Genomic DNA, 23,518 nt, shown 5'->3' with positions numbered 1-23,518 from the left:
CGGGCAGCAATGGCGAAAGGCAAGCTTTCCCCGAAGAGTTCGGATCCGGGGCGAAAGCGGCGCTGATCGCGTCCCCTCCGCCATCGACGGATATGACGCCACGCGCGGCGCCCTTCGCGTCTAGAGCAAAAAGGACGCCGGCTCGTGGTCATCGAGCAAGGCGCGAGATCCTTCGTCGCGCCGATGAAGCGATGGAAGGATCTAGCGCGCCGCGACCGGCTGGAGGCCCGTGGCGGCGCGGCGGGGGCGCAGCGGCCGGGCCGCGTCGGCGAGGCGCGCGGCGCCCCAGAGCAGCACGAGACCGCCGCCGAGGAACGCGACGTCGAACAATGGACTGGTGCGGACCGTGCTGGTCAGGACCTGGCCGATGGCCGAGAGCAGCGACAGAAGCGCGAAGATCAGGAGGCCGTGCCGGCCGATGGTCGAGAGCGGCGCATACACCGGCAGCCGCCGGCAGAGCCGGGTCAGGCCGCTCGCATAGACGACATAGGCGAGCGCCAGGAAATGGGTCAGCCGGGTCAGGCCGAGCGCCGATTTGTTGACGTCGAGATGGCCGTGGACACCGATCCAGTTGCGCACCGAGCCGGGGCCGGAGGGCGAGATCAGGAAGCCGATGACGACGATCGCCGCCGCCACCGCGACCAGCGCCGGCTGGATCGGCACGGTGCCCGTCCGCCGCAGCGTCAGCCCCGCCGCCACGCCGATCGCCATCACGAACTGCCAAGTGAGCGGATTGAGGAACCAGCCGCCCTGCCCCGGCCAGTTGGGCAGGTTCCAGCCGAGGCTGCGCGACACCGCATAGACGAGCGCCGAGACGACCAGCATCAGGCCGATATCGATCCGCGCCAGCCAGAGCTGCAGCGGCACGGCGAGGATCAGCACGAGGTAGAGCGGCAGGATGTTGAAATAGCCGAGCTGGTGGCCGAGCGACAGGATGCCGATCAGGCACTTCGAGGCGTCGTCGACATAGAGCTGCAGGCCGAGCCCCTTGAGCAGGGCCGGGTTCTGCCAGGTGACGGCGCCGGCCGAGAAGATGGCGATCGCCGCGAAGGAAAGCGCGACATGCACGCCGTAGAGCTTGAGGACGCGGCGAAGCAGCGCCAGGAGCACGCCCGCCCGCTCGCCGGGCTGGAAGCGATGGCCATAGGCGAGCGCCAGCGACACGCCGGACAGGAACACGAAGGCCTCGGCCGAATCGGAGACGCCGAAGTTCCGATGCGTGATCGCCTCGACGATGTTGCCGGGGACATGGTTGACGAAGATCGTGCAGAGCACGAGGCCGCGCCAGAAATCGATGCCGTCGAGACGCGTGCCGGATTGCGCCCGCTGCTCGGCCAGCGCCGCGCGGCGATCGCGGTTCAGGGCGGCGCGCGACCATTCGCAGAAGCCGACGATGCCGGCACAGACCAGCGCATACAGCACCAGGGGCGGCACCTGCTGCGACGACAGACGGAAGGTGTAGGTCGGCTCGACCCAGAAGAAGACGGCGAGTACCGAGGTCAGCGCGGCGGCGAAGATCGCCGGGCCCTTGCCGAAGAGGGCGGCGCCCAGCAGCACGGCCGGCGCGAACAGGAAGAAGGAGAAGCTGTGCAGCGGCCATTGCAGCCGGAGCGCGAAGCATGGCAGCGCGAAGAGGCAGACAAGCGCGTATTGCGTGGGGAGATTGAGGCGCTGCCCGAACTGAGCAATCAAGGGTGTCCTCCTGGCCGTCGACCAGCGTTCATCGGCGCCGCGCCCCAGGGCGGACGGCGGAAGGTCTAAACCACGGATCGGCGATCAGGGGAACGAAGATTCCCCGTGTTCCGCCATTCCGGCACGTTCTTTTTGGCTGCACGGCTCGTCTGTCCCCACCCCGCCGCCCCCCGGCTTCGAGCGGGGCGAAGTTAGGCGGGCGGAGATGGCGAAATTACGCCGGCTTGCTGAATGGACGCTGAATGGCGACGGGAAAGACGGAGCGGAACGGAAGGAGCGACGGTCGCGCCTAGTCGGTGACGCGGGCGAGCCGGCCGAGGCCGACCTCGTCGAGGAACTCGATCGTCACCGCCTCGGCCCGGCCGTCGGGGCCGATCGCGAAGCGGACGGCGGCGGGCATGTCCGGCGTCTCCGCAGCCGGGAAGGCGAGGAAGGTGTCGCGGTCGAAATGGCGAAGCGGATAGCGCCGGACGCCTTCCGGCCCGACTGCGAGCGTCAGGCTTCCGCCCTCCTCCGCCACCACCGCGTCGCCGACATAGGCGTTGCGGTAGCGCCCGGCATAGGCGGGGTTCGCAAGCGCGGGGCTCGCGGTCGCCGGCGGCGCGGCGTAGCGCGCCTTGGCCGCGGCGGTGGCCGGTCCGAGCAGGCCGGCATAGGCGTCGTCCCAGGCCGTCATCCAGTCCTGCGAGACGGCGCCGTCGAAGACCCAATCGAAGAAGCTGTCGGCGAGCCCCTCGGGCGCGCCGGTCGGAAAGGCGTTGGCGAGCACGAGGATGCCGAGCGCGGCGTCCGGATAGAGCGACACCAGCGTGCGGGCGCCGACGCTGAAGGCGCCGGCATGGCCCCAGTTCAGGCCGTGGCGGCCGAATTCGACGTTCCAGCCGAGCCCGTAGAACGAGGCGGCGCCGGTCACCGGGTTGTTGCCGCGCGCCATCAGCGGCTGATGCGTCGCGGCGAGCGCGTCGGCGCTGATCAGCCTCTCGCCGTCGAAAAGGCCGCCGCCGAGTTCCAGCCGCATCCACTGCGCGAGATCCCGTGCGCTGGAGCTGACGCCGCCGGCCGGCGCCTGCATGTCCGGCTCGCGCCGGAGTTTCGCCTCCCAGCCTTTGCCGAGATCGATATGCAGAGCGGCCCGGTTGGCGCGGGCGACGAAATCGGCATAGCGCGAGCTGGTCGCGTTCATGCCGAGCGGCCGGTAGAGGCGCTCCTCCGCCACCTGTTCCCAGGGCTTTCCGGTCGGACGCGCGGCGGCGACGCCGCCCTCGGTGAAGCCGGCATTGCTGTAGGAATAGCCGGCGCGGAAGCTCGACGAGGGCGGCACCAGCCGCAACCGGTGCAGCACCGTGTCGCGATTGAAGCCGATATCCTCGAGCTCGTTGCCGGCGTCGCCCGGCAGGCCGCTGCGATGGGCGAGCAGGTCGCGGACCGTCAGTTCGGCCGTCGGATAGGGGTCACGCAGGCGGAAGGCGGGATCGAGATCGGCGATGCGGGAATCCCAGCCGAGAACCCCGGCGCTGACCAGCGCCGCGACGACAGTCGACGAAACCGGCTTCGACAGCGAGGCGATCTGGAACACGGTGTCGGGATCGACGGTCTCGGACTTGCCGGCCTCGCGCAGGCCGAAGCCCTTCAGATAGACGACCTCACCCTGATGCACGACGGCGATCGCGAGGCCCGGCACGGCGTGGTCGGCGATCGCCTTTGCGGCCATCGCGTCAAGCTTCGGCAGCGCCGCCAGCACGCGGTCGCGCGAGACGGGTTCCGCCCCGGCGGAGGCGACCGACAACGCCCACACGCCCGTGGCGATCGCGCCGATCGCGCCAATCGCACCTTGCCAGGTCCGGCTCCAGCTTGTGCCCATGCCCTGCCCGCCACCTTCCGCAACGTCCCCCAGTGTGGCAGAGCCAGCCGGGCGCACAAGGGGAAAACTGCGGGTGGGCCGGCGGCGCCGCAACCGTGGATGACCGGCGAATGAGCGGTGACGCCGGCGCGGCAAGTTCGCTATCGTCCTCCAACGCAGGCGGCATCATCCGCGGGGCAAGAGGACATCGTCTTGGCGCAGGAACAGAGCTTCATCTATGTCGGCGGCTGCAATCGCCCGACGCCCTATTTCGCTTCCGCCAATGCACGCGGAATCTCGGTTTTCGGCTTCGATCCGGACACCGCCGTCGCGACGCTGGTCGCGACACAGGCGGGCATCGAGAACCCGACCTTCCTCGCCGCCTCTGCGGATGGCGGCACGCTCTATGCGACGAGCGAAGTGATGGAGTGGAACGAGGGGCTGATCAGCGCCTATCGGATCGATCCCGCCACCGGCAAGCTCGCCTATATCAACCGCCAGTCCACGCTCGGCGGCATCACGGCGCATGCGAGCCTCGACCGCTCGGGACGGAACCTGCTGCTCGCCAACTACATCATGCAGGCGGAGAGCGAGGCGCCGAACCAGTCGGTCGCCGTGTTCCCGCGCCGCGCCGATGGCGGCTTGCTGCCGCCGGTCGCCTCGGCGGCGCATTCGGGGCATGGACCCGACGCCAGCCGGCAGGACCGCTCGCATGCGCATTGCGTGCTGGCGACGCCGGACAACCGCTACATCGTGGTCAGCGATCTCGGCACCGACCGGCTCGTCACCTATCGCTTCGACGCGGAGACCGGCGCAATCGACAAGTCGAGCGAGCTGGCGCTGCCGCCGGGCTCCGGCCCCCGCCATTTCGTCTTCCACCCTGCCAGGCCCTTCGCCTATGCCGTGCATGAGCTGGGCTCGGCGATCGCCTCGCTCGCCTTCGACGCCGAGACCGGAAGCTTCACCCTTCTCGACGTGACGGGGACGGTCGCCGAGGCGGCGCGTCCGAGCAACCATTGCTCGGAGATCCGGCTCGGGCCGGACGGGCGCTTCCTCTATGTCGCCAATCGCGGCCATGACAGCCTGTCGATCTTCACGATAGGCGACGACGGCATCGCCCGGCTGCGCACGACGGTTGCGAGCGGCGGCAGGACGCCCCGTCATTTCGCCTTCGCGCCGGATGGGCGCACGCTCGCCGTCGCCAACCAGGACAGCGACTGCATCTCGCTGTTCGCCGTCGATCCGGACGATGGCGGACTGACCCATCTCGGCCAGGACATTGCCGTCGGCACGCCGACCTCGATCTGCTTCGTGACGACGTCGGGCTGACAGGCGGAAGCCCGCATTCGCCTCTCCGGGCGGCCTCGGCCGCAACGCGTCGAATGCGGGATATCGGAACGGCGAAATCCCATGCTACAGAGGAGGCTCCACCGGAGCCTCCATCATGCTCACCTTCCTGCCATCGCTGTCGGTTTTCCTGGCCTATCTGGTCGCGGTCATTCTTCTGACGCTGACGCCGGGGCCGGACATGACGCTGTTCCTCGGCAAGGCGATCGGCCAGTCGCGCAAGGCGGGCATCGCCGCCTTCGCCGGCGCCTCGACCGGGCTTGTGGTGCACACGGTCGCGGTCGCGATCGGCCTCTCGGCCCTGCTCGCCGCGTCGGCCACGGCGTTCACGATCCTGAAGGTGGTCGGCGCGGCCTATCTGGTCTATCTCGCCATCCAGGCGATCCGGCACGGATCCGCGCTTTCCGTCGGCGGTAAGGGATCCGCCGACCCGATCGGCAAGGTCTATCTGAAGGGCCTGATGGTCAATCTGCTCAACCCGAAGATCATCGTCTTCTTCGTGACCTTCCTGCCGCAGTTCGTGACGCCGACCGATCCGCACGCCGCTGGAAAGCTGCTGTTCCTCGGCCTGATGTTCGTCGTCGTGGCAACGCCGATCAGCATCGCGATGATCTGGTCGGCTGGCTCGCTCGCCACCTTCCTGAAGCGCTCGCCCCGGGCGACGCGCACCGTCGACTGGCTGTTCGCCAGCGTGATGGGCGCCTTCGCCGTGCGGCTTATTCTGGCGCAGGGGAAGTAGGCGGGGCCGGCGGAACCGAGACCGCGCGCTCCGGGACGGGACGGACCACCGTACCCGAGCCATGGCCGGCGAAGACCCAATAGGCGAAGCCGGCGACCAGCCCGGCCGCGACCGGCGGCAGCGCGGCAAATTCCGTGCTGTTGGCCGCGAGGTGCATGCCAAGACCGATCGCGCCGCCAAACAGCGTCCACTGGATCGCCGAGCGCAGCGCGAAGATCTCGGCGACGACGATGCCGGCCACGAAGGGCAGAAGCGCGTAGCGCGAAATCTCGACCAGCAGGACGAAGGCCGGCGCGAGGATCACCGGGATCTCGCCATTCGGGCCATCCCAGATGTCATTGGCAGTGAAGCCGAAGGCGGCGAGATAGACGACGACGGCGGAGGCGATCGCCGCCATCAGCCCGAGCGGAATCAGCAGGATGATTCGAAGGAAAGTCCGCATCAGTCTTCGTCGCTGGTGACCATGGCCTCGAGCGCCAGGCGCTCGCGGACACGCATGCGCTCGCTCTCGCTCTTCAGCTGGCCGCAGGCGGCGAGGATATCGCGGCCGCGCGGCGTGCGGATCGGCGAGGCATAGCCGGCTCGGTTGACGATGTCGGAGAAGGTCTCGATCGTCTCCCAGTCCGAGCACTGGTAGTTGACGCCGGGCCAGGGATTGAACGGGATCAGGTTGATCTTCGCCGGAATGCCCTTCAGCAGGCGGACCAGTTCCTTGGCGTCGGCCGGGCTGTCGTTGACGTCCTTCAGCATCACATATTCGAAGGTGATGCGGCGGGCGTTGGAGAGGCCGGGATAGTTGCGGCAGGCCTCGAGCAGCTCGGCGATCGGGTACTTCTTGTTGAGCGGCACCAGCATGTCGCGCAGGTCATCACGCACCGCGTGCAGCGAGATCGCCAGCATCGAGCCGATCTCCTCGCCGGTGCGCGGGATCATCGGCACGACGCCGGAGGTCGAGAGCGTGATGCGGCGCTTCGACAGCGACAGGCCCTCGCCGTCGGAGGCGATCAAGAGCGCCTGCTTGACGTTGTCGAAATTGTAGAGCGGCTCGCCCATGCCCATCATGACGATGTTGGAGACGAGGCGGCCCTCGGACGGCACGGCCGCGCCGACCGGCGTCGTCTTCTCCGGGAAATCGCCGAGGCGATCGCGCGCGATGAGAATCTGGCCGACGATCTCTTCCGCCGTCAGGTTGCGCACCATCTTCTGCGTGCCGGTATGGCAGAAGGAGCAGGTCAGCGTGCAGCCGACCTGGCTGGAGACGCAGAGCGTGCCGCGGCCGATCTCGGGGATGTAGACGGTCTCGATCTCGACCGGGCGGCCGGCGCCGCGCGCCGGGAAGCGCAACAGCCATTTGCGCGTGCCGTCCTGCGAGATCTGCTCGGTGACGATCTCGGGCCGCTTCAGCGTGAAGTTGGCGGCAAGCGTCGCGCGCAGATCCTTCGACACGTTGAGCATGTCGTTGAAGTCGGTGACGCCGCGCGCGTAGATCCAGTTCCAGATCTGCGCCGTGCGCATGCGGATCTGCTTCGGCTCGATGCCGATGCCGGCCAGCTTCTCGCCGATCTCGGGGCGCGAGAGGCCGACGAGCGACGGCGTCTCGGTCAAGGAGAGCGGAGCCTTAATCGGGGCGGTAGTGGCCACGGCGAGCGGTGCGGTCATGTCGGTATCCGGGTGAGAGGCCGGGCGCGAGAGACGCGCGCAACGAGGCCATCCATCATTGTTGCCGGCCTCATATCACAATTTCACAGAAATCAGGAATGCTTCAAATGAGCCGCCGCCCTGCGCGGGACAAGGGGCAGCCGCAGGAACGAGGCCGGACAGGCCCGAAATCGGGGCATGGACCCGTTTTCATTTAACGTCGCCTCGGCTAGATTTCCTCCCGAGCACCGTCTCATCAAATCCCTTCGCGGCCCTGCGGCCCACCGGCACCGTCCGGCCCGCTGGTTTGGCGACAATTCCTGGATGAGACGATGACCGAATCCTCCCCCGATACCGCTGCCGATCACGGCGTCCGCTTCGGCCGCATGGCGCCCGGCATCACCGTGCGCGATCTCGATCGGGCGCTTGCCTTCTATCGCGACATACTCGGCTTCACGAAGACCTTCGAGAACGGCGATCCGGTCGGCTTCATGATCCTGAAGCGCGACGCGGCCGAACTGCATCTGAACCTGCAGCGCGACCACAAGGCCGGCCTCCACAATGTCGCGCATCTGATGGTCGACGATATCGACGCGCTGCACGCGCGCTGCCAGGCGAACGGCGTGCGCATCATCAAGGGAATGCGCGACCAGGAATACGGGCTGCGGGCCTTCGTCTTCGCCGATCCGGACGGCAACCGGATCGACGTGGGACAACGCCTCTAAGGACAGGCAGCCGGCAGCTCAATCGGCGAGGATCCGCGTCACGACTTCGCCGACGTCCATCTCCGAACTGTCGATCCAGAGCCCGATCCTCGGCGTCTCGCGCGAAAGCGCCTCGGCGAGGACCTCCGCCGGAAAGGCCGCGCTGTAGCCGGTCTTGTGGCGCTCCCGATCGCGCCGCGCCAGCGTCGCGGCGTCGGGCGCGAGCACCACGACGCGCGGATCGAGGTCGGCGAGGCGTTCGGCGACCGCGACCAGATAGGGACCGATCAGGATGTCCTGATAGACGACGGAAAACCCAGCCGCGTGATAGCGCCGGGCGGCGTCGCAGGCGAGATCATGGCGCAGCTTCAGCTGCGCCTGCGCCTCGTCATCGAGCACAGGCCCCATCACCGCCGCGCCACTGACGATCATCCGGCGGAAGACGTCGCCGCGCAGATGCACGGCTTTCGGCAGCGCCTCGGCGACGGCCTGCGCGACCGTGGACTTTCCGGCCGCCATGGCGCCGGTGATGATGAAAAGGCGAGGTTCGGACATGCGCCAGCCTAGGCCGGCGCGGCCGGAGTCATCAACCCTGCGTCGAGGTCAGCGCGTCCCAGCCGCGCATGGCGCTGTGCGCCACCGACAGCAGGGTTTCGGCATCGGCGCCGTCGCGCGCCTCGATCGACATGCCCTTGATGATCGTGCCGAAATAGGCGGCGACGCGGGCGAGATCGAGGCCGGGCGGCAGCTCGCCGTCGGCGACGCCGCGCTCCAGCCTGGCGCGGATGCGGATCGCCATGTCCTTGCGCTGGTCGCAGAGGAACTGCCGCGCGGCGTCCGTGTCGGGGCCGCCATTGGTGGCGCCCAGCATGACGAAGCAGCCGCTCGGCTTGTCGGGCCGGGCGCAGGAACGGGCGGTGGCGATCAGCATGGCGGCGATCGAATCCTGCGTCGTCAGATCGCCTTCCAGCATCTGCAGCGTACAGGCGTCGTCGGTCGCCACATAGAGCGCGACCGCCTCGCGGAAGAGTTCTTCCTTGGAGCCGAAGGCGGCGTAGAGCGACGGCGAATTGATGCCCATGGCCTCCGTCAGCTCCGAAATCGAGGTGCCGGCATAGCCGCGCGCCCAGAACACGTCCATGGCCCTTTCCAGGGCGACGGAGCGATCAAAACTACGGGGACGTCCGCGTGCGTTCATGGCCTGCGCGCAGCCCTTTCTTTTTTGTATCGATCAACAAATAAAGAACTTGACGCCGGGAATCAAGGGACTATGGTTTCTGTATCGACCGACACAGAAAAGAGTCGGTGGTGACCCAGAGCGCGCGGCGCCTCTCCCGCCGCGCGCTTCACCCTTTGCGACGGGCGACCGCAACAGGCCGACCCAGCCCAACAGATCGAGACCACCATGACCGACGCTTCCCCCCAGGCGGCCGCGGGCCGGCACCTTGTGCTCGCCGCCGTTTTCCTCGTTGCCGTCATAATGCCGCTATCCTTCACCGGCCCAGCCGTAGCCACGCCGGCCATCGGCCGCGATCTCAACGGCGACCTCTCCCTGCTCGTCTGGATCGTCAACGGCTTCATGCTCGCCTTCGGCAGCACGATCATGCTGGGAGGGGCGCTCGCCGACCAGTTCGGCCGCAAGCGCATGTTCCGTCTGGGCGCGATCGGCTTCACGGTCACGTCGCTCGCCGTCGGCCTGTCGCCGAACGTGCTGATCGTCGATCTCCTCCGCGCCCTGCAGGGCATCGCCGCGGCGCTCACCATCTCGGCTGGCTTCGCCGCCGTGGCGCAGGAATATGAGGGCCCGGCCCGCACCCGCGCGCTCGGCCTGCTCGGCACCGGCTTCGGCATCGGCATCGCCTTCGGACCGCTGATCGCCGGCGCCTTGATCGGGACGCTCGGATGGCGGGCGCTGTTCTTCGCCACCGCGCTTGCCGGCGTCATCATCCTCGTCGCCGGCGTTCCGCGCATGCGCGAGACGCGCGATCCCGGCGCCACCGGCATCGATTTCTGGGGCGCCGGCAGCTTCACCGCCATGCTGGTGGCGCTGATCTTCGGCATCATGCTCGGCCCGGATCGCGGCTGGGGCGACACGCTCGTCGTCGCGCTGCTCGCCGGCGCCGCGATCCTGCTGATCAGCTTCATCACCATCGAGAACCTGCAGAAGCGGCCGATGCTCGACCTGTCGCTGTTCCGCTATGCCCGCTTCGTCTCGGTGCAGGCGCTGCCGGTCGCGGTCGCCTACTCCTTCATCGTGCCATTCATCCTGCTTCCAGTCCGCTTCATCCGCATCGAGGGCATGAACGAGATGCAGGTCGGCATGATGCTGCTGCCGCTCAGCCTGCCGATCGCCACCATCCCCTTCATCGCCGCCAACATCGCGCGCTGGATCCCGTCCGGAATCCTCGCCGGCCTCGGACTGATCCTCGCCGGCGCGGGCGTCCTGCTGCTGGCTCTGGTGCCGGTCGGCAGCGCGCCGACGGCCTTCATCCTGCCGCTCGCCATGATCGGCGCCGGCGCGGCGCTGCCCTGGGGCCTGATGGACGACTTGGCCATCAGCGTCGTGCCGACCGAGCGGGCCGGCATGGCGACCGGCATCTTCGGCACCATGCGGGTCGCGGGCGAGACGGTCGCCATCGCCCTCGTCGGCGCGCTGATGGCCTTCTTCGTCACCGGCGGTTTCGACATGAAGTCCGCCGAACTGCCGGCGGGATTCGCCAATGTCGTGGCGAGCGGCGGGCTCGACGAGGCAGCCCTGCTCGCGCCGTCGATCGCCAGGGCAGCGGCGGCCGAAGCCTATGGCGCCGCCTTCCGCAACACCATGCTGGTCTGCGCCGCCATCACCTTCACCGCCGCGCTGATCGCGCTGGTGACGCTCAGGGTGCGCAAGCCGAAGCCGGTTGAAGAGGCGGTCATGCTGGAAATCGGCGCCTAAAAGCTCCAGCACAAAAAGAAGCCCTCTCCCGCGCGGGCGGGAGAGGGCTTTGCTTTATCCGATCGATCCGAAGGCTGGATCAGACGTCCTCGGCCTCGTCGCCGTCGAGATCCGCGAGATCGGCCAGATCCTGCTCCTCGGCGCCGGTATCGGCGACGCCGAGGCTCTCGGCCGAGAGCCAGAACACTTCGCCTTCGCTTTCCTCCGTATCGAGCCAGAAGAAATCGAGCGCCGGATATTCGGCCTCCAGGATTTCGCGGCCGGCGCCGATCTCGCACAGAAGGCCGCCGCCGGGATTGAGATGGGCCGGCGCCGCCTCGAGAATGCGACGCACGATGTCCAGGCCGTCGAGGCCGGACGCCAGCGCCATCTCGGGCTCGTGGCGATACTCTTCCGGCAACTCCTCCATGGCGATCTCGTCGACATAGGGCGGGTTGGTCAGGATCAGGTCATAGCGCTTGTCGCCGAGCGGGGCGAACAAATCGCCCTCGTAGAGCTCGATCCGGTTGCCGAGGCCATGCTCGGCGACGTTGATCTTGGCGACTTCGAGCGCGTCCGGCGACAGGTCGACGGCGTCGATCTCGGCATTCCCGAACACTCCGGCGGCGAGGATCGCCAGCGAAGCCGAGCCGGTGCAGAGATCGAGCACGGTCTCGATCGACGACAGATCCTCGATCAGCGTGAACTCGTCGCCGCCGAAGAACTCCGAATGGATGAGCTCGCCGATGAAGGAGCGCGGCACGATCACGCGCTCGTCGACGAAGAACGGCACGCCCTGGATATAGGCGCGGTTGAGCAGATAGGGCGTCGGCTTGCGCGTGGTGACGCGGGCCTCGATCAGGTCGGCGAGGCGCTGGCGCTCTTCCGGCAGCAGCCGCGCGTCGAGGAAGGGCTCGAGCGTGTCGATCGGCAGCTTCAGGCCTTCGAGCACCAGGAAGGCGGCGTCGTCGAAGGCGGTCGAGGCGCCGTGACCGAAGGCGAGACCGGCCTGGTTGAAACGGCTGATGGCGTAGCGAAGAAAATCGCGGATCGTCAGGAGCTGATCGGCGGGGCTGGTTTCGACTGTCACGGCGAGCTCGTCTGGTAAGGGGGCGTTTCGCCACGTCCTATCAGGTCGCGGCCCCGCGCGCACCTCTCGCGCCTGCGATCTCCAGTCCCATGTCGCTAGAGCCGGTGCGCACGGCCCGGACTCGGCCCCAAAACGGGCATGGCCGGAGGGAGCCCCGGCCATGTCGATCCTGCATGCCGATCGCCCGGCTCAGCCGGGCGTCGGCCCGATCGGCGGCTTCAGCATGCCGTCCGGGCTCAGTTTGTCGACCGTGGGCGGCAACACCTTGGCCAGCAGCTCGCCGACCTGGTCCATCGGAATGCCGAGCTGGGTGCCCAGCTTCTGCAGCTGCTCGTTGCCCAGCGCCGAGCGAAGCTCGTCGGCGCTGATCGGCAGGTTGTCGCCCTGTCCGAGCCAGGAAGCGACCTGCGTCCCGAGGCCCGAACTCTGCAGCTGGCTGAGAACGCCGTCGAGACTGCCGAACTGCGTGTTGGCGAGCGCCTTGTTCAGGGTCTCGCCAAGCGCTTCGGGGGAACTGCCCTGCCCCTTCAACGCGCTCAGCACGTTGCCGAGGAGGCCGTCAAGAATGCCCATGGTGGTTCTCCTTCAGAAAGCGGAATGCCGTCCGTCGGAAATCGGGCGACAGACCGGCTACTGGCCCTTTGCCTTCAGCCGCTTGTTGCAGTCGCTCCAGTATTGCGGCCACTTCGCGCCTTCCGGCAGCTTGCCGGCGGCCTTGCGCTCCTGCCACTCGGCGCCGCAGGCGCGGATGCGGACGATCGCGGCCTGCTGGCCGGGCGTCAGCGGACGCTTGCCGACTGTGGTTGCGGCCGTGTTGATCTTGGCGGCGGATTCCGGATCGGGCAACGCGATCCCCTCGTCCGCCTCGACCGCGCCAGCGGCTGCCTTGCCCTTGGCGCCCTTCGCCGGGGCGAGGTCGTCGGCCGGATTGGCGGCGGCATAGTCCTTGGAGCACTGGCTCCAGAACTTCGGCCAGGTCTGGCCGGCCGGAACCTTGCCGGCATCCTTCATCTTGGCCCATTCGTCACTGCAGGCGGCCATTGCCGGCGACTTGCCCGCCGTCTTGGCGGCCGGCTCGGCAGCCGGCGCGGCGGCGGCATCAGCCTTCGGCTTGGCTGTCTTCGCAGGCTTGGTGTCGGTATCCGCCTTCGCGGCCGGAGCGGCCGACTTTGCAGCCGGCGCCGCGGCGGCGTCCGGATGCTCGGTGGCGTAGTCCTTGGCGCACTGGCTCCAGAATTTCGGCCAGGTCTGGCCGGCCGGGACCTTGCCGGCGTCCTTCAGCTTGGCCCAGTCGTCACTGCAGGACTGCTGGGCGGCTGACGGAGCGGCCGATGCGGGCAAGGCCGCGGCGAACAGGCCGAGCGCCACGATCGCGCCACCCCAGAGAAGCTTCGCTTGCATCTTCATAGTGCCGATCTCCCTTCGATGCCGCCTGGCGGCAACGGATCCGGCGAGGCGGCATGGGCATCCGCGCCTGCTCTCGCAGCGTGAGGGAACATCTGCACGATGAAACTGTCAATCTCCCGTCACGTTTCGGGTCAAATATCGTGACCGGCAGACAGTCGTCCGAAAGCATCACGGCCGCCATCGCGGCGGCCGTGAGCCATTACAGCTGCGGAAAGCTAGTCGCTCTTCTTGCTGTCGTTCTTGGCGAGCCAGTCCTTCATGAAGGCGATCTCTTCGTTCTGGGCCTTGATGATGGCCTCCGCGAGCTTCCTCGCCTCCGGGTCCTTGCCGAACTGGAGTTCGATCTCGGCCATGGCGACGGCACCCTCATGATGCGGAATCATGGCGCGAATGAAATCGACATCGGCATTGCCCGAATAGTCGATCGCCATGCCCTCCATCATGGCCTTGTCGGCCGCGCGGAACGCCTTGGTCGACGCGGTGTCGTCAGCCTTTTCCTCGGCCATGGCGCCATGGTGCATCTTGCCGTGGTCCATCTTGCTATGGTCCATGGCCTCCTCGGCCGAGGCCGCGAGCGGGGAGAGGGCGAAGGTGGCGGCGACGGCCGCGATCGTCAGAAAGGATTTCATGATCGTTTCTCTGTGATGGAGACGGGCCAGATTGATCGCCGGCGACGGCCCGCGGGCGCCGGCGCGATGGAAATGCGCGAACGATCAGGCGCGCGGCGGCGGCACGTCGGGGCCGATCGCGAGCGGCGTCGGCATGGCATCCGAGAGCGGACGAAACGCGTCACCGGCGAGGACCGGCATCGACTGGCCGGCCACGCCGACGAGGGCGAAGGTCGGCAGGGCGTAACAGCATTGCGGCATCGTCGGCAGGCCGAGGGGCTTGTGCGCGGGCGTGCCGCCGGGATCCTGCAGGACGGAATGCGGACATCCGCTCACCCCGCCATGGTCCGGCATGGCCTGGGCAGCGGTCCATCCGCCCGGCATCAGCACCAGGCTTGCAACCACGACAAGAAGGGCGACGAAACGCCTGACGGTATCCACGGCGCTGAAACTGGCCATTCCCGCTGGCCCCGTCAAGGGATGGAGTATTCTGTTCACGCTCGCCAGATAGGTGTTCAGCCACCGTTCAGCGCTGCTAGGCTGTAGTCGGATTTTCTCGAGAGGATCGCATGGTGCGGGAACGGACGAAGATCGATAGGCGGCAGTTGTTCGGAGTCGGGGTTGCCGGCCTCGGCTCGAGCCTCGTCATGTCGTCGCTCGCCACACCGTCGGTCGCGCGCGCCGCCGACCGCCTCGTCTGGAAGATGGCCACTGTCTGGCCCAAGGACACGCCCGGCGTCGGCATCAGCGCGCAGCGGCTGGTGGAGCGGATCGCCACGCTATCGGACGGACGCCTGACGGTGCAGCTTTTCGCTGCCGGCGAACTGGTGGCCCCCAGCCAGGTGTTCGATGCCGTCTCGAACGGGAAGGCGGAGATGGGCCATGGCTCGCCCTTCTTCTGGGCGGCGAAGGATCCGGCCTTCCATTATTTCTCCGGCGTGCCGTTCGGCTTGACGGTCAATGAGCATGCCGCCTGGCTCGGCGCCGCCGGCGGCCAGGCGCTTTGGGAACGCGCCTACGAGCCGTTCGGCGTGCTGCCCTTCTATGCCGGCTCGACCGGGCCGCAGGCGGCGGGCTGGTTCAAGCGCGAGATCCAGAAGCCGGAAGACTTCAAGGGCCTCGCCATCCGCATCACCGGGCTCGGCGCGGAAGTGTTGAAGCGGCTCGGCGCCAATCCGGTGCTGCTGCCGCAGGACGACATCGCCGCCGCGCTCGAATCCGGCACGATCGATGCCGCCGAATGGGCCGGGCCGTGGAACGATCTCGCCCTCAACCTGCCGCGCGCCGCGCCCTTCTGCTACATGCCGGCCTTCCATGAACTGGCGACCAGCCTGGAGCTGACCGTCAACAAGGCCGCCTTCGAGACGCTGCCCAACGACCTCCAGACTGTCGTCCGCACGGCGGCGCAGGCCGCGGCGATCGAGACCTCCGCCGATTTCACCGCCAACAACATCCTCGCCCTGCCTATGCTGATCGAGCGCGGCACCGCGGTGAAGAGCTTCCCCGAGCCGGTGATCGCGGCGCTCGCCAAGACCTCGGCCGATGTGCTGACCGAGATCGGCGACGCAAGCCCGATGGCCAAGGAGGTCCACCCGGCCTTCATCGCCTTCCGCAAGAAGGCCGTCGCCTATGCGGCGGTCGCCGACGGCGCGGCGCTTGCCATGCGGGCCCGGGCACTGGCGACGTAGAGCGTTTTCGAGCGAAGCGGATACCGGTTCGCGTGAAGAAAACGCGACCAGACAAATAGCTAGAGCGTTCGCTCGTCCAGCGTCTTCTGCATGAAGACGAGATCGAGATAGCGGCCGAACTTGAAGCCGAGCTGCGGCATGCGCGCCGTCTCGACGAAGCCGTGCCGCTCGTGCAGGCGGATCGACACGCTGTTGCCCGCCTCGATGCCGGCGACCATGACGTGCTTGCCGTTCGCCGCCGCATGCTCGACCAGCGCGCCGAGCAGCGCCGTGCCCGCGCCCTTGCCGCGCGCGTCACTGGCGACGTAGATCGAATTCTCGATGGTGAAGCGATAGCCTTGGAAGGCGCGGAAATCGCCATAGCTCGCATAGCCGAGCACCGTCTCGTCGTCGACCGCCAACAGCACCGGATAGCCCTGCGCCTGCCGCGCCGCGAACCAGGCGAGGCGATTGTCGAGATCGACGACATCGTCGTTCCAGATCGCATTCGTGTGCAGCACGGCATCGTTGTAGATCGCGAGAATGGCGGGAATATCGGCCTCGGTGGCCGGGCGGATCAGGGTCATGGTCGAGCCGATCAGATTGCTTTGTAGAAGAAGGTGGTGGCGGCCAGCCGGCGGTCCGGCGTGAGGGCATGATCGGGCATCACACCCATCTCGGTCCAGCCGGTGGCGCGGTAGAGCGCCTCGCCGGCCGAACCGGTCTGGGTATCGAGATGCAGCAGCGTCTTGCCGGCCTCGCGCGCGACGGCCTCGGCCGCCGCCAGCAACTGCCGGCCGATGCCGCGCCGTCGGGCGCTCGAATGGACCAGCATCTTGCCGATCTCGGCGCGGTGCGGGGCGTTCGGCTGCGGCGCATGGGTGACGACGACCGTCCCGACGATGCGGCCGTCCAGCTCCGCGACGACGAGCACGCGGCCGCCGGCCTCGATCCCGTCCATCTGCCCCTGCCAGAAGATGGCGGCGTCGGCCTGCGTGAGGCCGGCCAGGAAATTGACCGAAGCCCCGTTCGCGACGGCGTCGACGATCATGTCGGCAAGCGCCGGGATCGCCGCGCGCGCCTCGGCGGCATCCAGCTTTCGAAGGACCGAAGCCATCACGTCTCCATGGGTTCCGCGCCAAAAACAGGCTTCTGGATCGAGTTTGTCAATGATAAACTCAGTCGATAGCAAAAATTGAAATTGAACATAAACATTCTTTATGGATATCGATCAGCTTCGCAGTTTTGACCGGATCGTGCGCGACGGCAGCTTCACCAAGGCGGCCGCCCGGATGAACGTGACCCAGGCGACGATATCGACCCGCATCCGCACGCTGGAGAGCCATGTCGGCGGGACGTTGTTCACGCGCGGGCGAAAAGTCGAGCTGACCGAGCGCGGCGCGACCTTCCTGCCCTATGCCCGTCGCGTTCTCGCCACCCTGCTCGAAAGCGAGGATGCGCTGCGCAATGTCGACCGCGGCCGCATCGCGCTCGCCTCGTTGCGCAGCCTCGTCGATCCGCTGGCGACGCCGCCCGTGCTCGATTTCATGCGCGCCCATCCCCGTGTCGAGCTGCTGTTTCAGGAGGGCCGGCACCGCGACATCGCCGAATGGCTGCACGACCGCCGCATCGATCTCGCCATCATGGGCTGGCCGAATTTCGATCCGCTGCTGGAGACGCTGGAGCCGATCGCGATCATCCGCGAGAAGGCGGTGCTCGCCGCAGCGCCTGCGCTCGCCCGCGAGATCGGGCTGGCGCCGACGCTCGACCGCGTCTTCGCCGTCGCGCCGCATTTTCTTTCGTTCTACTGGTGGCAGGTGACGCCCGACGCCGTCACGTCGCTCCGCCATCGGGCCCGGACGGCGTCGGAGGTGCTGTTCGGCTCGGGGCGCGCGCTGATCGCCAGCGGTGACGCGATCGGCCATCTGCTGGAGGCGGGGATCGCCGACGAGCTCGCACGCGGAGAACTCGTCGACCTGGCGCCGATCGACATGCCGCCGATCTGGCGGGATTCGGCCCTTGTCGCCGGCGCGTCCGACGCGCTTTCGCGCCCCCTGGTGGCGGAACTCGCCGACCGAATCGTCGTCCGCGCGAGCGCGCTCGGCGTTCTTCATGCCGACCGGCGTTGAAAAGGCACGTTTCAGCGCTTTGCGGCCAACATCCTTGATGCTATTGAGCGCGCCATGAGCACCTCGGCGCAAGACAACATCCGCAATTTCTCCATCGTCGCCCATATCGATCACGGCAAGTCGACGCTTGCCGACCGATTGATCCAGGCGACCGGCGGCCTGTCCGATCGCGAGATGAAGGAGCAGGTGCTCGACTCGATGGACATCGAGCGCGAGCGCGGCATCACCATCAAGGCGCAGACCGTCCGGCTCGACTACAAGGCCAAGGATGGCAAGACCTACATCCTGAACCTGATGGACACGCCCGGCCACGTCGACTTCGCCTATGAGGTGTCGCGGTCGCTCGCCGCCTGCGAAGGCGCGCTGCTCGTCGTCGACGCATCGCAGGGCGTCGAGGCGCAGACGCTGGCGAACGTCTACCAGGCGATCGACAACGACCTCGAGATCCTGCCGATCCTGAACAAGATCGACCTGCCGGCGGCCGAGCCCGACCGCATCAAGGCGCAGATCGAGGAAGTGATCGGCATCGACGCCTCCGACGCCGTGCTCATCTCGGCCAAGACCGGCATCGGCATTCCCGACGTGCTGGAAGCGATCGTCACCCGCCTGCCGCCGCCGAAGGGCGACGCCGAAGCGCCGCTGAAGGCGATGCTCGTCGACAGCTGGTACGATTCCTATCTCGGCGTCATCGTGCTGATCCGCGTCATCGACGGCCACCTCAAGAAGGGCATGCGCATCCGCATGATGGGCGCCGACGCCGTCTATGACGTCGAGCGCGTCGGCTATTTCACGCCGAAGCTGGTGCCCGTCGACAGCCTCGGCCCTGGCGAGATCGGCTTCCTGACCGCCTCGATCAAGGAAGTCGCGGATACCCGCGTCGGCGATACGATCACCGACGACAAGAAGCCGACGGCCGAGGCGCTGCCGGGCTTCAAGCCGGCGCAGCCGGTGGTGTTCTGCGGCCTGTTCCCGGTCGACGCCGCGGATTTCGAGGAGCTGCGCGCCGCCATGGGCCGTCTCCGCCTCAATGACGCGTCGTTCTCGTTCGAGATGGAATCCTCGGCGGCGCTCGGCTTCGGCTTCCGCTGCGGTTTCCTCGGCCTGCTGCATCTGGAAATCATCCAGGAGCGGCTGGAGCGCGAGTTCAACCTCGACCTGATCGCGACCGCGCCCTCGGTCATCTACAAGATCCAGATGACCGACGGCAGCGAGATCGACCTGCACAATCCGGCCGACATGCCGGACGTGATGAAGATCGAGGAGATCGCCGAGCCCTGGATCCGCGCCACGATCCTGACGCCGGACGAATATCTCGGCGCGATCCTGAAGCTCTGCCAGGAGCGGCGCGGCGTCCAGTCCGACCTCTCCTATGTCGGCACCCGCGCCATGGTCACCTACGACCTGCCGCTCAACGAGGTGGTGTTCGACTTCTACGACCGGCTGAAGTCGATCTCGAAGGGCTATGCCTCGTTCGACTATCACCTGACCGACCACCGCCCCGGCGACCTGGTCAAGCTGCAGATCCTCGTCAATGGCGAGCCGGTCGACGCGCTCTCCATGCTGGTTCACCGCACCCAGGCGGAGCGGCGCGGCCGCGCCATGTGCGAGAAGCTGAAGGACCTGATCCCGCAGCACCTGTTCGTCATTCCGATCCAGGCCGCGATCGGCGGCAAGATCATCGCCCGCGAGACCGTGCGCGCCATGCGCAAGGACGTGACGGCGAAGTGCTATGGCGGCGACATCACGCGTAAGCGCAAGCTTCTGGACAAGCAGAAGGAAGGCAAGCGCAAGATGCGGCAGTTCGGCAAGGTCGACATCCCGCAGGAAGCCTTCATCGCTGCGCTGAAGATGGACGATTGATCCGGCGCTTGCCGCTCGATCCAATTCGATATGGCCGTTCCGATCGCCCTCGGAGCGGCCATTTTCATGAGAGCGGGCCCCGGGCCAGCCGACGGCGGGGACGTTCCCGGTGGACGGCGCGCCGGGACGGTCCTACCATCCCGGCATGAGCAGGGCCTTCGTGAAGGAAGACGACGCGGACCATGGGGATGACGGCTTGCCGGAACGGCCCGTCTCGCCGCATCCGAACCTCGTCACCCGGGAAGGGCTCGCCGCCATCGAGGCGGAGCTCGCGCGTCTCGACGAAGCCCTCGCCGCCGCGCGGGACGCCGAAGACACGATGGCGATCCCGGCGCTTGCCCGCGATCTGCGCTATTGGCAGCAGCGCCGGCTCAGCGCCATGCCGGTAGCGCCTTCCGACGACAGCGAGACGGCCCAGTTCGGCTCGACGGTGACGATTCTGCGCGAGGACGGGCGGCGGCAGACCTACCGGATCGTCGGCGAGGACGAGGCCGATCCCAACCAGGGAACCGTCTCGCATGTTTCGCCGCTGGCGCAGGCCGTGCTCGGCCGCCACGTGGGCGACGAGTTCACGATCGGCAGCCAGGACGCGGAGATCCTGGCCATCGCCTGACGCGCGGGCACGGCCCTGCCCCCAAAGAAAGACCCAAAAGACCCAAAAAGAAAGGCGCCGGCCGATGCCGACGCCTCTCAAAGACATGCTGGCCAGCGACGATCAGCTCGTCTTGCTGGCGGCCGGCTGCGGCACGAAGCGCAGATAGGGCTTCAGCGTCTTCCAGCCGCCCGGGAACTTCTCCTTCGCCGCCTCGTCGGAAACGGACGGGACGATGATGACGTCCTCGCCCTGCTTCCAATCGACCGGCGTCGCGACCGAGAACTTGGCCGTCAGCTGCAGGCTGTCGATGACGCGGATGATTTCGTCAAAATTCCGCCCGGTCGAGGCGGGATAGGTCAGCGTCAGCTTCAGCTTCTTGTCGGGGCCGATGACGAAGACCGAGCGGACCGTCGTCGTATCGGAGGCGTTGGGATGGATCATGCCGTACAAATTCGAGACGCTCTTGTCCTCGTCGGCGATGAGCGGGAAGTTCAGCGTCGCGCCGGTCGTGTCGCGGATGTCGCTGATCCACTGGTCGTGATTGGTAAGCTTGTCGACCGACAGGCCCAGCACCTTGACGCCGCGCTTGTCGAATTCGGGCTTCAGCCTGGCGACGGCGCCGAGCTCGGTGGTGCAGACCGGCGTGAAGTTCTTCGGATGCGAGAACAGTACGCCCCAGCTGTCGCCGAGCCATTCGTGGAACGAAATCTTGCCTTCCGTGGTGTCAGCGGTGAAGTCGGGAACGACGTCCCCAAGATTGAGTGCCATTTTCCGTGTTCCTTCAACAAGTTGCGTACGGAGCGCGCCGCTCCGAGACGAGATCGGCGCCGAGTATCGCATGGCCGCATGACGGGTCAATTGCGGAATCTGGTCGGGATTGAGTGCAATCATCCAACAATTACCGCCCTTTCGACAATCCATTTCCGCAGCTCGCCGACGAGCCCGGCATTCTGGAAAATTCGTCCAAATCGCACGCCGCGCCGGTCGGCCGGGATGGTTGATAAATCGTCAATCAAGATCGCCGATACTGCGACGAGGGGAGCGCTGAACGTGAAGGTGTCATCATGCTGAAAAAGCCGATCCGCGCGCTGGCGCTATCCATCTGGCTGCCGCTCGCCGCGATGGCCCCGGCCTCGGCCGACAATGTCGACACAACGCCGGCCAAGGTCCTGTTCGGCGACGTCAAGACACCGATCCCGCTCGAGGCGCGCGCCATCGGCTCCTACGCCAAGGGCTGCCTCGCCGGCGCCGTGGCGCTGCCGGTGAACGGTCCGCAGTGGCAGGCGATGCGCCTGTCGCGCAACCGCAACTGGGGCACGCCGGAACTGATCGCCTTCACCGAGAAGCTCGCCCATGACGCCAAGGCCAAGGACGGCTGGCCGGGGCTCTTGGTCGGCGACATGGGCCAGCCGCGCGGCGGCCCGGCCCGCACGGGACACGCCAGCCACCAGATCGGCCTCGACGTCGATCTCTGGCTGACGCCGATGCCGAGCCGGACGCTGTCGCGCGACGAGCGGGAGAAGATGGCGGCCACCTCGATGGTCAACGAGAAGGAGCGCAAGATCGACCGCTCCGTCTGGACCATGGGCCAGCAGAAGCTGATCCGCCGCGCCGCGCTCGACCCGCGCGTCGCCCGCATCTTCGTCAACCCGGCGATCAAGAAGGCGCTCTGCGAGGGCGCGGGGCCCGACCGCGCCTGGCTCAACAAGGTGCGGCCATGGTGGGGCCACACCTACCACTTCCACGTCCGGCTCGATTGCCCGCCCGGCATGGCGAGCTGCGTTCCGCAGAAGGCGCCGCCGCCCGGCGACGGCTGCGGCCCCGAGCTCGATGCCTGGCTGCAGCCGCCGAAGCCGACCAAGCCGACGCAGCCGACCAAGCCGACCGTCAAGCCGCGGCCGATGATGCTGGCCGACCTGCCGGCCGCCTGCCGCCAGGTGCTGATCGGCACGCCGCCCGGCATCACGCCGGAACCGGAACCGGCGGCGGCGATGTCCTATGATGGCGGCCAGGGAGCTGATGTCGAGAACCCGACCGACCTGCCGGTAACCGGCACGCTGCACTGAAGCGAACAGCAAAAAGGGGCGCCCCGGAAGACCGGAGCGCCCCTTTTTCATGGCGGGCAGCGAACGCTGCTAGTCGTCTTCGTCGACGACCCAGTGCTTCACCGTCGTCAGGCTGCGGACATATTGCGGCGGCGCATAGGCTTCCTCGCCGAGCTCGTAGGCGGCGCGCCAGGGCCAGCGCGGATCGGCGAGAATGGCGCGCGCCAGCGCCACCATGTCCGCCCTGCCCTCGCGCAGAACCCCCTCGGCCTCGGCCGGCGTGGTGATCAGCCCGACCGCCCGCGTCGGAATGCCGGCGCCCTTGCGGACCGCCTCGGCGAAATCGACCTGATAGAGCGGCCCGACCGGGATCTGCTGGTCATAGGCGTTGCCGCCGCTCGAGGCGCAGATATAGACGACGCCCTCGGCCTTCAGCGCCGCCGAGACGGCGATCGCCTCCTCGACCGAGAAGCCGCCCTCGACCCAGTCGGTCACCGAGAGCCGCGCGCCGACGAACATCCGCTCCGGCAGCACGGCCCGCACGGCGCGCGCGATCGTCAGGATCAGCCGCATGCGGTTTTCGAGGCTGCCGCCCCAACGATCGGTGCGCCGGTTCGAGACGGGCGACAGGAATTCGTTCAGGAGATAGCCGTGCGCGCCGTGCAGCTCGACGAAATCGAGGCCGATGCGCGCCGCCCGCTCCGCCGCCTGGACGAAGGCGGCGACGATCCGCTCGATGCCCGCCTCGTCGAGCGCGTCGGGCGTCGGCCAGCCCGGGGCGAAGGGGACCGCCGAGGGCGCGACCGTCTGCCAGGCGTCCTGCTCGGGCGTCAGCGGCCCGCCGCCGAGCCAGGGCAGCTGCGTCGACGCCTTGCGGCCGGCATGGCCGAGCTGGACGCCGAAGACGGCGCCGGGCGCCGCGACACGGCGCGCCGGGCCGAGCGCCCGCGCCATCGCCGCCTCGTTGGCATCGGAATAGAGCCCGAGGCAGCCGAGCGAGATGCGGCCGCGCCGCTCCACGCCGGTCGCCTCGAAAGTGATCATGCCGGCGCCCGACATGGCGAGCGACATCCAGTGCTGGATATGCCAGTCGGTCGCCGAGCCGTCATCGGCCGAATACATGCACATCGGCGCGATGGCGATGCGGTTCGGAATGGTGAATTCGCCCAGGGAAATGGGCGTGAAGAGTGCGGAGGACATCGTTCATTCCATCGGGAGGGGCAGGAAGGATCTTCGCCCGGAC

General features: G+C 67.6%; 24 protein-coding genes. 9 read left to right on the top strand and 15 right to left on the bottom strand.

Features of this window, described 5'->3' with window-relative positions; all coding sequences use genetic code 11:
* Positions 1–201: 201 nt before the first annotated feature.
* Together opgC and AC6HZP_RS03210 are read right to left on the bottom strand one after the other, a co-directional pair.
* Positions 202–1,692 (bottom strand): OpgC domain-containing protein, encoded by a 1,491-nt coding sequence (gene opgC / locus AC6HZP_RS03215; protein ID WP_497525372.1) that lies wholly within the window; start codon positions 1,690–1,692, stop codon positions 202–204.
* A 289-nt stretch (positions 1,693–1,981) separates the two neighbouring features.
* Positions 1,982–3,553, bottom strand: a complete 1,572-nt coding sequence (locus AC6HZP_RS03210; protein ID WP_497525371.1) for a serine hydrolase — start codon at positions 3,551–3,553, stop codon at positions 1,982–1,984.
* Between the two features lie 192 nt (positions 3,554–3,745).
* On the opposite strand from AC6HZP_RS03210, the gene AC6HZP_RS03205 reads away from it, so the two are divergent.
* Both AC6HZP_RS03205 and AC6HZP_RS03200 read left to right on the top strand, forming a co-directional pair.
* On the top strand, positions 3,746–4,861 hold the full coding sequence (locus AC6HZP_RS03205; RefSeq protein ID WP_497525370.1) for a lactonase family protein: 1,116 nt from the start codon (positions 3,746–3,748) through the stop codon (positions 4,859–4,861).
* 115 nt (positions 4,862–4,976) lie between these two features.
* Entirely contained in the window at positions 4,977–5,618 is a 642-nt protein-coding gene (locus AC6HZP_RS03200; RefSeq protein ID WP_497525369.1) for a LysE family translocator, read from the top strand.
* Here the strand turns inward: AC6HZP_RS03200 and AC6HZP_RS03195 are convergent.
* Together AC6HZP_RS03195 and rlmN are read right to left on the bottom strand one after the other, a co-directional pair.
* Entirely contained in the window at positions 5,596–6,060 is a 465-nt protein-coding gene (locus AC6HZP_RS03195) for a hypothetical protein (protein WP_497525368.1), read from the bottom strand. The two genes, AC6HZP_RS03200 and AC6HZP_RS03195, sit on opposite strands and share 23 nt — an antisense overlap.
* Positions 6,060–7,277 carry a dual-specificity RNA methyltransferase RlmN gene (gene rlmN / locus AC6HZP_RS03190; RefSeq protein WP_497525367.1) on the bottom strand — a complete coding sequence of 406 codons (1,218 nt, stop codon included), beginning with the start codon at positions 7,275–7,277 and terminating at the stop codon, positions 6,060–6,062. Before rlmN ends, AC6HZP_RS03195 begins: the two co-directional genes overlap by 1 nt.
* Before the next feature lie 311 nt (positions 7,278–7,588).
* On the opposite strand from rlmN, the gene AC6HZP_RS03185 reads away from it, so the two are divergent.
* Positions 7,589–7,981 (top strand): glyoxalase superfamily protein, encoded by a 393-nt coding sequence (locus tag AC6HZP_RS03185; protein ID WP_497525366.1) that lies wholly within the window; start codon positions 7,589–7,591, stop codon positions 7,979–7,981.
* A gap of 18 nt (positions 7,982–7,999) precedes the next feature.
* Here AC6HZP_RS03185 and AC6HZP_RS03180 read toward each other — a convergent pair whose 3' ends face one another.
* Together AC6HZP_RS03180 and AC6HZP_RS03175 are read right to left on the bottom strand one after the other, a co-directional pair.
* The gene (locus AC6HZP_RS03180; protein ID WP_497525365.1) at positions 8,000–8,515 is read right to left on the bottom strand and encodes a P-loop nucleotide/nucleoside kinase family protein; all 516 of its coding nucleotides are present in this window, start codon (positions 8,513–8,515) and stop codon (positions 8,000–8,002) included.
* Between the two features lie 31 nt (positions 8,516–8,546).
* Positions 8,547–9,101 (bottom strand): TetR/AcrR family transcriptional regulator, encoded by a 555-nt coding sequence (locus AC6HZP_RS03175; RefSeq protein WP_201402198.1) that lies wholly within the window; start codon positions 9,099–9,101, stop codon positions 8,547–8,549.
* 264 nt (positions 9,102–9,365) lie between these two features.
* Here AC6HZP_RS03175 and AC6HZP_RS03170 point away from each other — a divergent pair, with 264 nt between their 5' ends.
* A complete protein-coding gene (locus tag AC6HZP_RS03170; protein ID WP_497525364.1) occupies positions 9,366–10,895 on the top strand; it encodes an MFS transporter in 1,530 nt (509 codons plus the stop codon).
* A 79-nt stretch (positions 10,896–10,974) separates the two neighbouring features.
* Here AC6HZP_RS03170 and prmB read toward each other — a convergent pair whose 3' ends face one another.
* The 5 genes from prmB to AC6HZP_RS03145 form a co-directional block, all read right to left on the bottom strand.
* Positions 10,975–11,964 carry a 50S ribosomal protein L3 N(5)-glutamine methyltransferase gene (gene prmB, locus AC6HZP_RS03165; protein WP_201402196.1) on the bottom strand — a complete coding sequence of 330 codons (990 nt, stop codon included), beginning with the start codon at positions 11,962–11,964 and terminating at the stop codon, positions 10,975–10,977.
* Between the two features lie 189 nt (positions 11,965–12,153).
* Positions 12,154–12,537: a YidB family protein gene (locus AC6HZP_RS03160; RefSeq protein ID WP_201402195.1), complete on the bottom strand. Its 384-nt coding sequence runs from the start codon at positions 12,535–12,537 to the stop codon at positions 12,154–12,156.
* A gap of 57 nt (positions 12,538–12,594) precedes the next feature.
* Positions 12,595–13,371: a hypothetical protein gene (locus AC6HZP_RS03155; protein ID WP_497525363.1), complete on the bottom strand. Its 777-nt coding sequence runs from the start codon at positions 13,369–13,371 to the stop codon at positions 12,595–12,597.
* 215 nt (positions 13,372–13,586) lie between these two features.
* Positions 13,587–14,000, bottom strand: a complete 414-nt coding sequence (copM, locus tag AC6HZP_RS03150) for a CopM family metallochaperone (RefSeq protein WP_497525362.1) — start codon at positions 13,998–14,000, stop codon at positions 13,587–13,589.
* Between the two features lie 84 nt (positions 14,001–14,084).
* On the bottom strand, positions 14,085–14,438 hold the full coding sequence (locus AC6HZP_RS03145; RefSeq protein ID WP_497525361.1) for a hypothetical protein: 354 nt from the start codon (positions 14,436–14,438) through the stop codon (positions 14,085–14,087).
* Between the two features lie 188 nt (positions 14,439–14,626).
* Here AC6HZP_RS03145 and AC6HZP_RS03140 point away from each other — a divergent pair, with 188 nt between their 5' ends.
* Positions 14,627–15,667: a TRAP transporter substrate-binding protein gene (locus AC6HZP_RS03140; protein WP_497525360.1), complete on the top strand. Its 1,041-nt coding sequence runs from the start codon at positions 14,627–14,629 to the stop codon at positions 15,665–15,667.
* A 59-nt stretch (positions 15,668–15,726) separates the two neighbouring features.
* Here the strand turns inward: AC6HZP_RS03140 and AC6HZP_RS03135 are convergent, their stop codons facing one another.
* Complete coding sequence (locus tag AC6HZP_RS03135; protein ID WP_497525359.1) at positions 15,727–16,233, bottom strand: GNAT family N-acetyltransferase; 507 nt, start codon at positions 16,231–16,233, stop codon at positions 15,727–15,729.
* Positions 16,234–16,244: 11 nt separating this feature from the next.
* Entirely contained in the window at positions 16,245–16,763 is a 519-nt protein-coding gene (locus AC6HZP_RS03130) for a GNAT family N-acetyltransferase (protein ID WP_497525358.1), read from the bottom strand.
* Between the two features lie 103 nt (positions 16,764–16,866).
* On the opposite strand from AC6HZP_RS03130, the gene AC6HZP_RS03125 reads away from it, so the two are divergent.
* The 3 genes from AC6HZP_RS03125 (at position 16,867) to greA (ending at position 20,248) form a co-directional block, all read left to right on the top strand.
* Positions 16,867–17,775, top strand: coding sequence for a LysR family transcriptional regulator (locus tag AC6HZP_RS03125; RefSeq protein WP_497525357.1), 909 nt, complete (start codon positions 16,867–16,869; stop codon positions 17,773–17,775).
* 54 nt (positions 17,776–17,829) lie between these two features.
* A complete protein-coding gene (gene lepA, locus AC6HZP_RS03120; protein WP_201402188.1) occupies positions 17,830–19,635 on the top strand; it encodes a translation elongation factor 4 in 1,806 nt (601 codons plus the stop codon).
* Positions 19,636–19,780: 145 nt separating this feature from the next.
* Positions 19,781–20,248, top strand: a complete 468-nt coding sequence (gene greA / locus AC6HZP_RS03115) for a transcription elongation factor GreA (RefSeq protein WP_497525356.1) — start codon at positions 19,781–19,783, stop codon at positions 20,246–20,248.
* Positions 20,249–20,350: 102 nt separating this feature from the next.
* Here the strand turns inward: greA and AC6HZP_RS03110 are convergent, their stop codons facing one another.
* A complete protein-coding gene (locus AC6HZP_RS03110) occupies positions 20,351–20,998 on the bottom strand; it encodes a peroxiredoxin (protein ID WP_201402187.1) in 648 nt (215 codons plus the stop codon).
* Positions 20,999–21,294: 296 nt separating this feature from the next.
* On the opposite strand from AC6HZP_RS03110, the gene mepA reads away from it, so the two are divergent.
* Positions 21,295–22,296, top strand: a complete 1,002-nt coding sequence (mepA, locus tag AC6HZP_RS03105; protein WP_497525355.1) for a penicillin-insensitive murein endopeptidase — start codon at positions 21,295–21,297, stop codon at positions 22,294–22,296.
* A 69-nt stretch (positions 22,297–22,365) separates the two neighbouring features.
* Here the strand turns inward: mepA and AC6HZP_RS03100 are convergent, their stop codons facing one another.
* Positions 22,366–23,475, bottom strand: a complete 1,110-nt coding sequence (locus AC6HZP_RS03100; protein ID WP_497525354.1) for an NADH:flavin oxidoreductase/NADH oxidase — start codon at positions 23,473–23,475, stop codon at positions 22,366–22,368.
* Between the last annotated feature and the right edge of the window lie 43 nt (positions 23,476–23,518).

The organism is Kaistia sp. SLG-1, from assembly GCF_059699055.1.
The sequence above is the reverse complement of the archived record's forward strand: the minus strand, read 5'-3'. Positions and strand labels throughout refer to the sequence as shown.